Source organism: Ruegeria sp. K5 (assembly GCF_056531805.1).
This window is the reverse complement of sequence record NZ_JBQFML010000001.1, coordinates 811851-827155: the sequence shown is the minus strand read 5'-3', so window position 1 is coordinate 827155 and position 15305 is coordinate 811851. Positions and strand designations below refer to the sequence as shown.

15 protein-coding genes are annotated in these 15305 nt (G+C 59.7%); 5 read left to right on the top strand and 10 right to left on the bottom strand.

The features are described from left to right. Window positions 1-21: 21 nt before the first annotated feature. Window positions 22-921, bottom strand: a complete 900-nt coding sequence (locus ACR0MO_RS04230) for a MurR/RpiR family transcriptional regulator (protein ID WP_480889850.1) — start codon at window positions 919-921, stop codon at window positions 22-24. A gap of 89 nt (window positions 922-1010) precedes the next feature. Here ACR0MO_RS04230 and ACR0MO_RS04225 point away from each other — a divergent pair, with 89 nt between their 5' ends. Further along, window positions 1011-1772 carry a beta-keto acid cleavage family enzyme gene (locus ACR0MO_RS04225; RefSeq protein ID WP_480889847.1) on the top strand — a complete coding sequence of 254 codons (762 nt, stop codon included), beginning with the start codon at window positions 1011-1013 and terminating at the stop codon, window positions 1770-1772. Then, complete coding sequence (locus ACR0MO_RS04220; RefSeq protein ID WP_480581394.1) at window positions 1769-3091, top strand: aspartate aminotransferase family protein; 1323 nt, start codon at window positions 1769-1771, stop codon at window positions 3089-3091. The genes ACR0MO_RS04225 and ACR0MO_RS04220 overlap by 4 nt, the downstream gene beginning before the upstream one ends. Before the next feature lie 8 nt (window positions 3092-3099). Here the strand turns inward: ACR0MO_RS04220 and ACR0MO_RS04215 are convergent, their stop codons facing one another. The 8 genes from ACR0MO_RS04215 to cobA all read right to left on the bottom strand — a co-directional run bounded on the left by ACR0MO_RS04215 (window position 3100) and on the right by cobA (window position 10093). Then, window positions 3100-4341, bottom strand: coding sequence for an aromatic ring-hydroxylating oxygenase subunit alpha (locus ACR0MO_RS04215; RefSeq protein ID WP_480889843.1), 1242 nt, complete (start codon window positions 4339-4341; stop codon window positions 3100-3102). Between the two features lie 110 nt (window positions 4342-4451). Continuing rightward, window positions 4452-4913: a translation initiation factor IF-3 gene (infC, locus tag ACR0MO_RS04210; RefSeq protein ID WP_480582217.1), complete on the bottom strand. Its 462-nt coding sequence runs from the start codon at window positions 4911-4913 to the stop codon at window positions 4452-4454. A 245-nt stretch (window positions 4914-5158) separates the two neighbouring features. After that, on the bottom strand, window positions 5159-6010 hold the full coding sequence (locus ACR0MO_RS04205; protein WP_170450982.1) for a ferredoxin--NADP reductase: 852 nt from the start codon (window positions 6008-6010) through the stop codon (window positions 5159-5161). Between the two features lie 106 nt (window positions 6011-6116). Continuing rightward, a complete protein-coding gene (locus ACR0MO_RS04200) occupies window positions 6117-6524 on the bottom strand; it encodes a DUF934 domain-containing protein (RefSeq protein ID WP_480889841.1) in 408 nt (135 codons plus the stop codon). Further along, complete coding sequence (locus ACR0MO_RS04195; RefSeq protein ID WP_480625956.1) at window positions 6521-7282, bottom strand: phosphoadenylyl-sulfate reductase; 762 nt, start codon at window positions 7280-7282, stop codon at window positions 6521-6523. The genes ACR0MO_RS04200 and ACR0MO_RS04195 overlap by 4 nt, the downstream gene beginning before the upstream one ends. After that, window positions 7272-8936, bottom strand: a complete 1665-nt coding sequence (locus ACR0MO_RS04190; protein WP_480889837.1) for a nitrite/sulfite reductase — start codon at window positions 8934-8936, stop codon at window positions 7272-7274. Before ACR0MO_RS04190 ends, ACR0MO_RS04195 begins: the two co-directional genes overlap by 11 nt. Before the next feature lie 66 nt (window positions 8937-9002). Next, window positions 9003-9317, bottom strand: a complete 315-nt coding sequence (locus tag ACR0MO_RS04185; protein WP_170450972.1) for a DUF2849 domain-containing protein — start codon at window positions 9315-9317, stop codon at window positions 9003-9005. Then, window positions 9317-10093: a uroporphyrinogen-III C-methyltransferase gene (gene cobA, locus ACR0MO_RS04180; RefSeq protein ID WP_480625958.1), complete on the bottom strand. Its 777-nt coding sequence runs from the start codon at window positions 10091-10093 to the stop codon at window positions 9317-9319. The genes ACR0MO_RS04185 and cobA overlap by 1 nt, the downstream gene beginning before the upstream one ends. A 144-nt stretch (window positions 10094-10237) precedes the next feature. On the opposite strand from cobA, the gene ACR0MO_RS04175 reads away from it, so the two are divergent. After that, entirely contained in the window at window positions 10238-10717 is a 480-nt protein-coding gene (locus tag ACR0MO_RS04175) for an Lrp/AsnC family transcriptional regulator (RefSeq protein ID WP_170518306.1), read from the top strand. Between the two features lie 148 nt (window positions 10718-10865). Here the strand turns inward: ACR0MO_RS04175 and ACR0MO_RS04170 are convergent, their stop codons facing one another. After that, complete coding sequence (locus ACR0MO_RS04170) at window positions 10866-12047, bottom strand: cytochrome P450 (RefSeq protein ID WP_170453043.1); 1182 nt, start codon at window positions 12045-12047, stop codon at window positions 10866-10868. Window positions 12048-12094: 47 nt separating this feature from the next. Here ACR0MO_RS04170 and ACR0MO_RS04165 point away from each other — a divergent pair, with 47 nt between their 5' ends. Together ACR0MO_RS04165 and ACR0MO_RS04160 are read left to right on the top strand one after the other, a co-directional pair. Then, window positions 12095-13828 (top strand): ATP-binding protein, encoded by a 1734-nt coding sequence (locus ACR0MO_RS04165; RefSeq protein WP_170450966.1) that lies wholly within the window; start codon window positions 12095-12097, stop codon window positions 13826-13828. Beyond that, complete coding sequence (locus ACR0MO_RS04160; RefSeq protein ID WP_480889834.1) at window positions 13825-15054, top strand: sigma-54-dependent transcriptional regulator; 1230 nt, start codon at window positions 13825-13827, stop codon at window positions 15052-15054. Before ACR0MO_RS04165 ends, ACR0MO_RS04160 begins: the two co-directional genes overlap by 4 nt. Window positions 15055-15305: the final 251 nt, after the last annotated feature.

Genomic DNA, 15305 nt, shown 5'->3' with positions numbered 1-15305 from the left:
CGGCCCGTGCGCCGGGGCTTTTTATGTGCTGCGTATTCTGGGCAGTTTCGGGGCCTGCCAATAGGCGCCTGTATCCTCGCGAGCCTTTTCATAGGCTTCGACCCGGCGTCTGGCGTCTTCGCCACCCGCGGAGAAGAGATGGCTTAGAAGGCATTCCAGCACGGCCATCGCCCCGGAAAAGCTGGAGAAATGGTGCATCGACCGCGTGCTGATCTGTAAGCTGACATCGGGTCGCAATCCCGGCGCGATCACATCGCTGTCCGAGATCAGGATGATCCGGACCCCTTTGTCTGCCGCAAAGCGCATGGTGCGGATGGTTTCTGCCGAATAGGGCCGCAGGGTCATGGCCAGCAGGCAATCGTTGCTGTCCGCGTCCAACAGGTCGTCGGTGGCAGAGCCCATGTGCCGTGGCACCAGTTGCAGGCCGGGATGGGCCATGCGGCCTGCGTAGTGGAAATAGTAAGCCAGGGCATAGCTGGCCCGCGTCGCGGTGATGAAACAGCGCTGCGCGTTCAGAATAAGGTTGGTCGCGTCCCTGACGTCGCCGGGGTCCATCAACCGCAGTGATCTTGTAACCACATTCAACTCGTTGCGGGCGAAATCGGCCTGGGCTGCGCTGAACGGCCCGTCTGTCCCTTGGCGTGACAGCCAGTCCTGATGCAGGCGGTCCTCTCCGTCCGTGACCAGAGCATGCCGGAACGGGCGGCGGAAGGCGTCGTAGCCGTCAAACCCCATACGCTGGGCAAGGCGCACAAGGACGTTTGAACTGACACCGATCTTCTCGGCTGTGATGCGGATCGGGTCGAGGCCAAAGTCGCCGGGATGGTCGATCACGTATTTGGCCGCCGCCTGCAATTGCGCCGGCATGTGGTCGATGTCGTGTCTGAGAGCGTTGGTCAACTGGTTGAGGGTGTCGGTCATGGTGTGAAAGAAAACATATGTTTTTAAATTATCCAATTGAAAACGTCCGGGGCATGGATAGATCGGCTATGTGTTTGACGGAGCAACCGATGACCGACCTGCCAAAGCAACCCTACATCCTTGTCGCACCCAATGGCGCGCGGCGCGGGCATGTGGATCACCCGCACTTGCCAGTTACCATGGAAGAGACGGTCCAAACCGCGCGGGCGTGTCGTGAGGCTGGGGCAGATGGCTTGCATCTTCATATTCGGGATGCGCACGGGCAGCATTCGCTGGATGCAGGGCGGTATCTCGAAGCCGTCGTGGAACTGAAAAAGCAGGTGCCCGATCTGGACATTCAAATCACGACCGAAGCTGCGGGCATTTATGGCGTTGATGCCCAGTATGGGTGTTTGCGACAGGTGCGGCCCGGTTGGGCATCGGTCTCGGTGCGCGAGATCGCGCGGGCGCCAGAGATGGCGGATCGTGTCTATGGGCTGTGTCAAGATCAGGGGACGCGCGTTCAGCATATTCTGTATGATGCCGAGGATGCCGCATTGCTGACCGAATGGCAGCGCGCAGGCACTGTCCGAGAGGGGCAGGAGGATCGCCTGTTGGTTCTGGGACGCTATTCGACCGGTCAGGTTTCGTCGCCCGAGGATCTGGATCAGTTCCCGCAGGATCGCTCACCTTGGATGGTGTGCGCCTTTGGGCCGCGTGAACATGCGTGCTTGTACAAGGCCGCGCAGCGCGGCGGTGATCTGCGGGTCGGGTTCGAAAACAGTCTGACGAATTCTGACGGACAGCCATGGGCTGACAATGCGGCGTCGGTTGCGGCGCTGGTGTCTTTGATCAAGGGAGTTTCGAAATGAGCCATGTTTTTCCGCGCCACACCAAGGCTGCTTTGCCCGTCGCCGCCGGGGGCGAGGGGTGTTACCTGATCGATGCCGACGGTAAACGATATCTGGATTGTGGCGATGCGGCGGTGTCCTGTCTGGGGCATTCCAATCCTGCCGTTATCGAAGCGGTTCAAAAGCAGGTCGAACAGATCGCTTTTGCTCATAGCGGGTTCATGACCTCGGAACCTGCCGAGGCGCTGGCGGATTTGCTGATCGAGCATGCTCCGGGTGATCTGGATCGGGTGTATTTTGTCTCGGGCGGGTCCGAGGCGACCGAGGCCGCGATCAAGCTGGCGCGGCAGTATTACCTTGAGATCGGCCAGCCCGAGCGCCGCCATGTAATCGCACGGCGGCAAAGCTATCACGGCAACACGCTGGGGGCCTTGTCGGCGGGCGGCAATGCCTGGCGGCGCGCGCAATTTGCGCCGATGCTGATCGAAATGACCCATATCGCGCCCTGCTATGAATATGCCGAGAAGCCCGAGGGTGAGAGCAGTTTTGACTACGGCCAACGTGTCGCCAATGAGTTGGAGGCCGAAATTCTGCGGCTTGGTCCCGAGACGGTCATGGCGTTCATGGCCGAGCCGGTTGTCGGGGCGACGCTGGGCGCTGTTCCGGCGGTGGACGGGTATTTCAAGCGGATTCGCGAAATCTGCGATCAGTACGGCGTGCTGTTGATCCTGGATGAAGTCATGTGCGGCATGGGGCGGACCGGGCATCTGTTTGCCTGCGACCGTGACGGGATCGCTCCGGATATTCTGTGCATCGCCAAAGGGTTAGGGGCTGGCTATCAACCGATTGGCGCAATGTTGTGCACGGGCAGGATCTATGAGGCCATTCAGAACGGCTCTGGCTTCTTTCAGCACGGGCATACCTATATCGGCCATCCGGTGGCCACGGCGGCGGCTTTGGCGGTTGTTAGCGAACTGACCGGGCGAGATCTTCCCGCGCGCGCCGGTGTGATGGGTGAAAAACTGCAATCGGCGCTGGAAGCTGCCTTTGGCCAGCACCCGAATGTGGGCGATATTCGCGGGCGTGGCCTGTTCCGGGGGATCGAACTGGTTGCGGATCGGGACAGCAAGACCCCGTTCGATCCGGCGCATGGTGTGGCCGGAAAGATCAAGAAGGCGGCAATGGCCGAGGGGCTGATCTGCTACCCGATGTCGGGAACCCGCGACGGCAAGAACGGCGATCACATCCTGCTGGCACCGCCCTTCATCATCGAAGAGCCGCAGATTGACGAGTTGGTTTCAAAACTGGCGAAAGCCATCGATGCGACGCTTCCGGTCTGAAAAAGGGGTCAGAGGGCCGTGTTCTGCATGGCCTTCTGATAATGCGCGTTGAATGCCATGATCGGATGCTCTGACTGGGACGAGCAGGCATTGTCCACCACCAGCGCACCATGACCAATGGCACCGCTTTCCAATCCGCGCTGCACCGAATCCACAATCGGGCCGTCCTCGGCAAAGGTGGTGGTGCGGTGTTGCAGGATGATCTCGCGCTCAACCGTGTTGGGGGTGGCGTCGGGCAGCCACCAGTCGACCTCGATCTTGGTGGAGTTTACGCTCAGCGGTTTCCAGCGATAGGTGTTCACGATGCCACCGGGATAGACTTGAAGCGCGAACAGGGGAAAGAACCACCAGGTCAAGAATTTGTCCGTGCGCGCAGCGGGGTCCGCCACATACTCATAGGATTTCTGGGAATCCGGCCGAGCCGGGCTTGCGTGGCGAATGCCATAATCGTGACCGCGCGTCTGGTATTGATCCGGGTCGACAACGCCTGTCGTCAGGGTCTTGTGCACCACGGCGCAGTGGTAGCATTCGTTGAAATTCTCCGCCACGACCTTCCAGTTCGCACTAGCCAAGCGTTCCGTGCGATCGGCGCGCTGGTAGGTGGGCAGGTTGGGGGCATAGTCCGAAATCTCGCCAAGCGCCTCCTGTGCCAGTTCGGCCATCGGGCGTGCATCCGCATCCAGATTGACCAGGATCAGCCCAAAGAAGACCTCAATCCGCACCGGGCGCAGTTTGTACTGGCTTTTGTCGAACCCGGGAAAGGCAGTGGCATTTGGGGCGGCGCGCAGCTGACCGGTCGTGTCATAGGTCCAGGCGTGATAGGGGCAGGTCATCTTTTTGGCGCAGCCCTTGCCATTCAGCAGCTCATGCCCGCGATGCACGCAGACATTGTAGAAAGCGCGGATTTCACAATTCTGACCCCGGATCACAATCACCGAGATGCCGCTGATATCCTCGACAACATAGTCTCCGAGGTTGGGCAGGTCGGTTACATGGCCAACCAGTTGCCACGCGCGTCTGAATATGCGGCTGCGTTCGGTGGCAAACACGGCCTCGTCGCAATAGGCCTGCGACGGAAGCGACTGATAAACGCCGCCGGCAAAAGACATTTCACCCATCGTAGCCTCCCAAGGATCCGTGGCATTCGGATTGATCCAAACCCCGATCCACATCTTTCCGGATTGCGCCAAGGCGGCGTCGAAATCAGAGCGTCTGAAATCGACCTGTTGTCGCTTTCCGGCTTTCAGCATGTGCGGATTATCTCGATGGGATGCAAATCGCGATCAATGACGTTCAGGTGAACAAAAAAACCCTGCCAGATCGTCTCTGGCAGGGTTCGAATTGGGATTGCTTGCCGGGGTTATTTCTGCGGCAGCGGGCCGATCATCATTATCATCTGACGGCCTTCCATCTTCGGCATGTTCTCGACCTTGCCGATATCCTTGATGTCTTCGGCTACGCGTTCCAGCAGTTCGCGCCCCAGGTTCTGGTGCGCCATCTCACGACCGCGGAACCGCAGGGTGACCTTGACCTTGTCGCCCTTTTCCAGAAACTTGAAGACGTTCTTCATCTTGACGTCATAATCATGCGTGTCGGTGTTGGGCCGGAACTTGACCTCTTTCACCTCGATGATCTTTTGTTTCTTGCGGGCCTCGGCTTCGCGCTTCTGCGTTTCGTATTTGTACTTGCCAAAGTCCATGATCTTGCAGACCGGCGGATTCGCGTTGGGCGAGATCTCGACCAGATCGAGGCCGGCATCGGCGGCAAGTTGCATGGCTTTGGCGGGATGAACCACCCCGACATTTTCACCTTCAGCACCAATCAGGCGGATTTCGGGGGCACGGATTTTGTCGTTGACGCGCGGTCCGGTATCTCTCTGCGGCGGCGCGTTGTGGGGTCTGCGAGCTATGGGTTCATTCCTTTGATGATTGCAGAATTTCGAGCCCGGAATTTAGACCGGGCCGGGCAGCGTTTCAAGCAGCATAAACGCCTGTAAGTCGGAAATTCCCGTGAATTATCGCGGGAATCGGCTGGCCGGGTCAGGAAAGGCCCGGCCAGCCGTGTCGATCAGCCGACAAATGCCTTTTCGATCACGAATTCCTTGGGTTCCGAGTTTGCGCCCTCGCGCAGGCCGAACTCTTCCAGGATTTCCTTGATGTCCAGGTTGAAGGCCAGCGAGCCGCAGACCATCGCGCGGTCGGTTTCGGGCTTGATGCCGCCTTCGATGCCCAGATCGGCAAACACGGTGCCGTCTTTCAGAAGTTCCGTAATGCGGCCCATCTTGGGGCTCTCTTCCCGCGTTGTTGTCGGGTAGTAGCGGATCTTGTCGGCAAAGCCTTCGCCCATCAGTTCGGCCAGCAATTCGTCCTGACGAATGCTTTCAATCAGCTGGCGGCCATATTCCAACTCGGCCACTTCGCGGCAGGTGTGGGTGATGATGACCTCATCATAGTCCTCATAGGTCTGCGGCTCGCGCAGCAGCGAGGCAAATGGCGCAAAGCCGGTGCCGGTGGCAAAGAACCACAGACGTTTGCCGGGCAGCAGGGCATCATGGACCAGAGTGCCGACGGGCTTGGGCCGCAGGATGATCTGATCGCCGGGTTTGATATGCTGCAGCTTCGAGGTCAGCGGGCCGTCCTGCACCTTGATCGAGTAGAATTCGAGCTCTTCATCCCACGAAGGCGAAGCAATCGAATAGGCGCGCAGCAGAGGTTTCTGACGCCCGGTCTTGGGGTCGGGGTCGCCCATCAGGCCGATCATCACAAACTCGCCCGAGCGGAACCGCAGCGTCGCAGGGCGCGACACTTTGAACGAGAACAGGCTGTCGGTCCAATGCTTCACATCGGTCACAGTCTGCGCGTCGGGCAGTACGGGGGCCTTTACGGCGGTTGCTTCACTCACGGGTTTCATCTCTGTCATCGTTTCACTGCCGGTGAGGTAAACCGACATCTCCGTTTAATCTTTGATCCAAGTCAGGAAAAGGGGACAGTTTGCCCCCTTCCTTCACAAGCTGGCGATGGCGGTCTTAGCCGCGCAGGCGGGCCTGGTAGTTATTCTCTTTCCAGTCGGCGCGGGCCAGCCACTGATCTTCGGGCTGACGGGTCGCCAGGGCGTTGTCGATTTCAACTTCGTCAAACCCGCTGCGGCGGGCCATGGCGTATTGGTCGGCCAGAACGTGCCCCTTGGCGCGCAGACGTCCGGTAAAGCCTTTCAGACGCAGCACGCGCGCGATGGTGAACCCACGCCCATCCGCCGAGGACGGAAAGTCCACGCGTACCATTTTTGCGCTGCCCAGACGGTCAATCAGCTCATCCGGGTCGGTGTCCGAGGCCACATCCAGCGCCACAACATCATTCGCGGCGTCTTCCAGGGCCACAAAGCCGTCGGTCCAGTCATCGGGGGCGAACCCCTCATCCGTTACGATTACGTTCATGTTTTCTCTCCGGCGCGCACCATTTTGCCATCGACAAAATGGATGCCGCATTCTTCCTTGTTCTGGTCGCGCCAGCGCCCGGCGCGGGGGTCTTCGCCCTCTTTGACCGGCGAGGTGCAGGGCGCACAGCCGATCGATGGGTATCCTTTAGCCACCAGCGGATGCCGGGGCAGGTTGTTTTCTTCCATATAGGCGCGCACATCTTCGGGCGCCCAATGGGCCAGCGGGTTCACCTTGATCCGGCCTGTTCCGTCCTCGACCTCGAAGAAATCGAGCGCGGCGCGGGTGCCGGACTGGAATCTCTTGCGCCCGGTAATCCAGCCGCAATACCCGGTCAATGCCTGTTGCAGCGGGAAGGTTTTGCGCAGGTTGCAACACGCATCCGTATCCCGCAGGCGCAGCGCGCCATAGGGGTCTTCCCGCTGAATGTCCTGATCATCCGCGCGGATGATATGAACGTTTTTCAGGCCCAGACGCTCGCTGACCTCCTGCTGGTATTCCAGCGTTTCGGTAAACAGCATCTGCGTGTCCACAAACAGCACGGGGGTCATCTTGTCGACCACCGCCGCCATATGCAGCAACACCACCGATTCCGCCCCAAAGCTTGAGACCAAAGCAAGCTCGTCGATCTCTTCGATTGCGCCATGCATGACGTCATGGGCGCTGTGGTGGCGGAACCGGTTGTTCAGCGCGTCAACCTTGTCGGTCAGCTCGCGCCTGTCTGCACCCAGTTCCGTCTGGATAAGGTCAAGCGGCATTCGCCTGAGCCTCGGGGTAGAGGGCCGCCTTGAACGGAGCCATACCGACGCGGCGATATGTTTCCAGGAAGGTTTCTTCGGCGCTCTCACGCTGGTTCAGGTAGGTGTCAACGATGCGTTCGACGGCTGGCACGATCTCGTCATAGGCAAAGCCCGGACCGGTGCGGTCGCCAACGGCGGCTGTTTCGGTCGCGTCACCACCCAGCGTGATCTGGTAGTTTTCGACGCCTGCGCGATCCAGACCCAGAATGCCGATATGGCCCACATGGTGGTGACCACATGCGTTGATGCAGCCCGAGATCTTGATTTTCAGGTGGCCGATATCATGCTCCAGCTTCAGCTCGTCAAACCGGGTCGCGATTTCCTGCGCAACCGGGATCGAGCGGGCCGTCGCCAGCGCGCAGTAATCCATGCCGGGGCAGGTGATGATGTCGCTGATCAGGCCGATATTGGCTGTGGCCAGTTCGTGTTCTTTCAGCTTGGCATGGATCGCGGGCAGGTCCGACTTGTGGACATGGGGCAGGATCACGTTCTGCTCATGGCTGATACGCAGCTCGTCATAGGCGAAGGTTTCGGCCAGATCGGCCATTACGCGCATCTGCTCGGCAGTTGCATCACCGGGCGTTGCGCCGTGCTTTTTGATCGAGATCGTGACAATCGCGTGGTCCGCGTTCTTGTGCGGCGCGATGTTGGTATCGACCCACGAGCGGAATACCGGATCGTCGGTATAGGCGCTTTCGAACGACGCAACCGAACCTTCGCGGAAGGCAGGGGCAGCAAAGTGGCCCTTGATCTCTTCCAGCAGGTTCATGTCCGCGCCCTTGAACTGCGGGCGGACCTGCAGGAAGCGCTCGTTCACCTTGGCGCGGATGGCGTCGATGCCATGCTCATGCACGGTGATCTTGATACGCGCCTTGTACTTGTTGTCGCGGCGGCCGATCTGGTTCCAGACGGAAACGGTGGCCTCAAGATAAGCCAGCAGGTCGTCAAAGGCGACAAATTCGGACAGTTCCTTGCCGATCATCGGCGTACGGCCCAGACCGCCGCCCACGATGACGCGGGCACCCAGAACGCCGTCACGCTCGATCAGTTGCAGGCCGATGTCATGCGCTTTGATCACGGCGCGGTCGTTTTCGCTGCCGGTGATGGCGATCTTGAACTTGCGCGGCATGAACTGGAATTCCGGGTGATCGGTGGACCACTGGCGCAGCAGTTCTGCGTAGGGGCGCGGGTCGGCGATCTCATCCGCGGCGGCACCGGCAAAATGGTCGGCGGTCACGTTGCGGATCGTGTTGCCTGAGGTCTGAATGGCGTGCATCCCAACTTCGGCCAGCGCGTCCAGCATATCCGGCACGTCGTTCAGTTTCGGCCAGTTATACTGGATGTTCTGACGGGTGGTGAAATGGCCATAGCCCTTGTCCCACTTCTCGGCCAGCAGGGCCAGTTGGCGCATCTGCGCGCTGTTCAGCGTTCCATAGGGAATGGCGACCCGCAGCATATAGGCGTGCAGTTGCAGATACAGGCCGTTCATCAGGCGCAGGGGTTTGAATTCATCTTCGGTCAGCGAGCCGTCAATACGACGCTCGACCTGCGCGCGGAACTGTTTGTTGCGCTCTGCCAGGAATGCTGTGTCGAACTCGGAGTAGCGATACATATCTAGCTGTCCTTAGTTGCAGCCCCGAACTTTGGGGCCTTTGGGGAGAGGAAGAGGGGCCAGAAGTCAGGCCCGGGGCTGCGTTTCAGTTTCCTGCTTGCCATGGGCATAGTTCGAGGGCCCGGTGCGGCGGAACTCCTCGCGGAAATGGGTGGGTTCGGGGCCGTTTGCGCCAGCGGCTGCATCGGCAAGATAGGCACCAACGATCTTGTTGGCTTGGCGGGCGGCGTCCAGCAGACGGACCTGCGCGTGGGCTTCATCAGTGATCAGCTCGGCCTCGGACAGATCGCGCGACCAGCGGTCATCCTCGGTCTGGTAGATCACGTCGCCTTCCAGCAGGTCATTTGCAGTGACAACTTTAGGGGTAAAAGCGCGGGCCATCAGGCAAGCTCCTTATTGAATTCGGTCAGGGCCTCGGCCGCTTGGCGCGGGGCAAGGCCATAGAATGTCAGAACCGGGCCGTCCATTTCGGCGGCACTCAGGTCGGTGGGCAGTTGATCGAGCGTGCTTGCCACAACGCGCTGATCCGGGCGCGAGGCATTTTCGATCAGTGTTACAGGTGTGGCGCGGTCCGCGCCGTGCATGATCAGGCGACCCTGGATGAAACGGGCGGATTTCTTGCCCATGTAAATCGCGGCAACCGATCCCTCGCGCGCCAGAGCGGTCCAGTCGTGATCGGCGAAACCCTTCATGTCATGCCCTGTCAGAAACCGGACCGAGGAATTGCGCCCACGCCGGGTCAGGCTTTGACCGATGCCCGCAACGGCTGCAGAGGCCGCAGTGATGCCGGGAACGATGCGCCACGAGATACCAGCAGCCTCAACCGCTTCGATTTCCTCGTCCAGCCGCCCAAACACGGTGGGGTCGCCGGATTTCAGACGCACAACGCGGTTGCCTTTCAGGGCATAATCGACCAGCAGTGCGTCAATATCGGCTTGCTTCCATGACGGGCCGAACCCAGCCTTGCCAACATCCACCAGATGCGCGCTTTGCCCGGCAAGGGTCAGGACGTCTTCGCCGATGAGACGGTCATGCAGAACGACATCCGCGCGCTCAAAGGCTTTCAGGGCCTTGAGCGTCAGCAATTCCGGATCACCGGGACCAGCGCCGACAAAGTCGACATGTCCTGTGCGTCCTGTTTCGTTCGTAAGCTGCATCAGATCGTCCAGAGCTTGGTTTGACTTGCCCTACAATATAGGAAATATTCCCACCAAACCGCCATATCGCGGAATAAATAAGAACGTGCGTCTTCTTAAGCGACCTGTTTGGGACGAGCGTTTCGAAACTGAAGGAAAAATGGAATGTCGGTGCGGATAGACGATACGGATCGGAAAATTCTGGCTGAGCTGCAGCGCGATGCCAGCCAGTCGCTGGACGAAATAGCAGCCCGGGTCGGCAGTTCCAAGACCCCGGTTTGGAATCGAATCCGCAAGCTCAAAAGCGCCGGAATCATTGGTCAGCAAACGGTATTGCTGGACGCCGAAGCGCTGGGGTTCGAGGCCACTTTTTTTGTTCTGATCCGCACATCCGAGCACGAAGCCGACTGGCAGCGTAAGTTCCTGAAAGCCCTTCGGGATCAACCCGAAGTGCAAGAGGCACACCGACTGGCAGGGGACATCGACTATATTCTGAAAGTACGGGTTAAAAATGCCCGCGCCTATGATCAGTTTTACCAGTCTCTGATATCAGAGGTTCGTGTCCACAACGTCACCGCATTGCTGTCAATGGAAGAGATCAAGTCCACGACCATGCTTCCCTTGAACGCCTTGGCCAGCACCTAAGGGGGTTGGGGGCGCTGCCCCCGCCGCCCCTGTCGGGGCGACTCCCCCGGGATATTTCCAGCCAGATGAACAGGGGATCCAGACTTCATCTGGCTAAAAATATCCCCGCCGGAGGCATCGCGCGGAACGCGCGATTTGATTTTAGGCTTCAGGCCAGAACCATTAGGTGTTCAAGGCCGTGAAAATGGTAGCTGTCCGAGTATGTTGGCGGCTCGGTCAGGTGCAGATTGGGGCATCTGTCGAACAGGATGGGCAGAGCGATGCGCATCTCGAGCCGGGCCAGGGGCGCGCCAACGCAAAAGTGCAGGCCGCCGCCAAAGCTTGAGTTTGTTTTGACCGGACGCTTTGGATTGAAGATATGCGGGTCCGGCCATGCCTCGGGGTCCCGGTTGGCGGCACCCAGCAACAGCGCAACCTGATCGCCGCGTTTGAAGGAATGGCCAAAAACCTCAACCTCTTCATAGGCATAGCGGGTGAACATATGCAGGGGCGGATCGAAGCGCAGGATCTCCTCCACAGTGCCATCGATTGCATCCGGCCCGAGGGTACTGCTGCCCAGACCGCATTGAAGAAGGGTTTTTACACCATTCCCAAGTGAGTGGACCGTCGCCTCATGCCCTGCATTGAGCAGTAAGATGCAGGTGGCGATCAGTTCATCGGTTGACAGCCTGTCGCCTTCTTCTTCTGCCGCAATCAGGCGGGTGATCAGGTCGTCACGCGGGTCGGTGCGTCGTTGTTGGATGTAACCGTCTAGAAAGGCGGTGAAATCCTGTGCGGATTGCGCTGCGTTCTGTTCAGTCTCTGACGTGCGGCTTGCCTGATACATCGCGACCATGTCGTGGGACCATCTGAGCAGGTCGGGGGACATGCTTTCGGGCACCCCCAGCAGGCGGCAGATCGTTATGACAGGAACTTGCGTGCAATAGGCATCCAGTAAGTCGAAGGGCCGGTCCGGAAACTGATCAATCAAGTCATGGCACAGGGTTTCGATCGACGGGGCCAAGGCGGCAATGGCGCGCGAGGTGAAGGCCCGTGTGACCAAAGCCCTCAGCCGCGTGTGGCGGGGTGGTTCAGTCTCAAGCAGCGAATGAGCCTCGACCGCCAGCCACGGGGCCAGGTGATCCGGGCCGGGTTTTGCAAGCTCAGCAGGGATTTCGCGACCAAAGCGGCGGTCGCGCAACAGCGCGTGGACCGCCTTGTGCGAAACGGCGGCGACCATGTTGTAGTCGCTCCAATAAACCAGATCTCCATGCGCGCGGGCTGTGTCATAGAACGGATAGGGGTCCTGAACGAAACCCGGATCGGTCGGAGATTGAGAGACGGTCTTCATGCGGCGCAGACTTGCCATCAGGCGGCGTGAATGCAAGACCCTATGTCATGCAAAGGTTTTGGGTCATTTGCGGTTTCCTGATCGCGGTCGGTTTATTGTCGGCAGGTGTCTGGTCCTACGGGTATCGGCAGGCGCTGTCGCAGCTGAGTGAAAAGGCCGAAGCCGATCTGGAGCTTGCCGCCGACCGGCTGAGCACTCAGATGCAGGTCTATCAGGAGCTTGCGGTTCTGATGGCAGGTCACCCGACGCTGGCCGCGCTGGAAACGTCCCAGCAGCAGCAAGAGGCGCGCAAGGTGCTATTGGATGTGGCCGACAAGACAGCTGCGGTCAACATGATGTATCTGGATCGAACTGGCCGCGTTCTGGCCTCGGCCCAGCCAGTTGCGCAACGCAGCATGGCGGGGCATCCCGCGTTTGAGCGTGCATTGCAGGGCGCGATGGGCAGTGCGCATGGTGTCGAAACCGAAAGCGGAAACAGGATCTATTCCTACGCGGCCCCGGCTTTTGGTCCAGCCGGACAGGTCGTAGGGGCCTTGATGGTGTTCGCAGATGTTCAGGATGTCGAACAGACCTGGCGCGGCAGTACCGAAGCGGTTTTCTTTGTTGATCACAACGGCGTCGTCTTTATCTCGAACCGGTCCGATCTGTTGTTCTGGTACCGCGCCGACGGGCAGCGGGGGTTGACGCCGCCCGAGGGCGCGCCAGTCGATTTTGCCTCGTCCTGGGTTGGCGGGCACGAGTTATGGCGGTTGAACTGGGGCCGTTACCTGCCGCAGCACGCGCTGCATCTGACGCTTGATCTGCCGGTGATCGACATGACCGCCGAGGTGCTGGTGGATGTGGCCCCGGCGCGCCGGTTGGCCGGGTTGCAGGCGGCGGCGGTGGCCGCGATCTGTCTGGCCTTTGGCGCCTTGTTGTTTCTGGCCACCGAGCGGCGGCGTACTTTGGCCGAAGCCAATGCCGTGCTTGAAGGCCGCGTGGCAAAGCGAACACGGGATCTGACGACCGCCAACACAGCCCTGCGGCGCGAAGTGGCTGAGCGGCAGGAGGCGGAGGCTGCCTTGAAGCAAGCTCAGGCGGATTTGGTACAGGCTGGTAAGCTGAGCGCATTGGGTCAGATGTCGGCGGGCATCAGTCACGAATTGAACCAGCCCTTGATGGCCATTCAACAGTTCGCCGACAATGGTGCAGCCTTCATGGAGCGGGGGCAGGGTGAAAAGGCCGGAAAAAACCTTGGCCGTATCTCGGAAATGGCCGCGCGCATGGCGCGGATCATCAAGAACCTGAGGGCCTTTGCGCGCAACGAAAGCGAGCCTATGGGCAAGGTCGATCTGGTTCAGGTGATCCAATCGGCGATTGAACTGACAGAGGCAAGATTGCGTGAAGAAGGGGTAACGTTGGACTGGACCCCACCGACCCATCCGGTGAATGCGTGGGGCGGTGAGGTTCGTTTGGCGCAGGTCTTTGTGAACCTGATCAACAACGCCATCGACGCGATGAGCGGGCAGGCAGACAAGCGTATCTTGATCGAGATTGGAACCGGAGATCGCGTTGTTGTGGCGATACGCGACAGCGGGCCGGGTATCGAAGACCCCGACAAATTGTTCGAGCCGTTTTATACCACCAAATCCGTCGGCTCGTCCGAAGGCATGGGGCTGGGCCTGTCGATTTCTTACGGGCTGGTGCAGAGTTTTGGCGGCAATATTCGCGGTGCGAACGCCGAAAACGGCGCGGTATTCACTGTCGAGCTTGAGTATTTCAGAGAGGAAGAGGTTGCATGACACGCAGGGTCCTTCTGGTCGATGACGATGCCGCCGTGCGTGAGGCGCTGGCGCAGACTTTGGAACTGGCCGAATTCACGCCGGTTCCGGCAGGATCCTTTGTTGCGGCAAAGGATCATATCCGGGCGGATTTTCCCGGTGTCATCGTCTCGGACATTCGGATGCCGGGGCGTGACGGTTTTCATCTTCTGACCTATGCGCGCGATGTGGACCCCGAACTGCCGGTGATTCTGTTGACCGGTGAGGGGGATATTCCGATGGCGGTGCAGGCCATGGGGCAGGGGGCGTTTGATTTTCTGGAAAAGCCCTGCGCGGCCTCGGATCTGCTGGTGGTGCTTGAACGCGCTTTTGCGCAGCGGTCGCAGGTCATGGAAAAGCGTGCACTGAAGTCCGAGCTTGAGCGCGGCGATCCCGCAGCGCGTTTGTTGTTCGGCCTGTCACCACAGGCCGAGGCGTTGCGCGAGCGGGTGCGAAACGTTGCCCCAACCGGGGCCGAGGTTTTGGTGACAGGGCCGCCGGGCAGCGGGGTGTCCAAGGTGGCCGAAGTTGTGCATCTGATGTCTCCTGTTGCACAGGGTCCCTTTGTGAAGCGCGCGGGATCCGCGTTGACTGCTGAGGAGCTACTGCAAGGGTGCGAGGATGCTGCGGGCGGGTCCTTGTTTCTGGATGAGATCTCGGCAATGCCGCAGGCCACGCAATATGCGGCTCTGGAACGGATTGAACAGGGTACGGATGCCCGGATCCTTGCGGGAACAACAGCGGATCTGGCTGCGCTGTCGGACGAGGGGCGTTTCAACGCCGATCTGTTCTATCGTCTGGACGTGATGCAGGTGCGCATTCCGTCTCTGGCCGAGCGACCCGAGGATATCCCGGTCATCTTTCGTCACTATGTGGCGCAAGCCGCCGAACAGGCCGGTATCCCCGAGCCCGAGATCACCTCGGACCATCTGGCGTCGTTGATGGCGCGCGATTGGCCGGGGAATGCACGGTCGTTGATGTCTGCAGCGATGCGATTTGTGTTGGGCATGCCCGAGGATGTCGCTCAGGCCGCGGAACTTGGGTTGAGCGATCAGATGGCGCGGGTCGAACGGTCGTTGTTGATTGCGGCTTTGGGGCGGCACAATGGCAAAGCCTCGAACGCGGCAAACGCACTGAAACTGCCGCGCAAGACGTTCTATGACAAGCTGGCGCGGTATCAGATCCGCCCCGAGGATTATCGCAGATAAGCAGACACTCCCGCCAGCTTTGCCCGCATTTTCATCCGGTCAAAGCTGTTGGGCCGGGCAGCCCGCTGGCGCGGGCTGCGGTGGGTGTGATGGGGCAAAGGGATTGATTCTGGACCGGTGATTCGAAAACCGTGCGGATTTCCGCACATCTTGGTTTTCCGCTGTGCGGATTTCCGCACATCCTTGGCTGGGTGATAAAATACGTGCCTTAAAGGCATAATTTAAGTGGCTGTTATTATTTTAAAATTGCC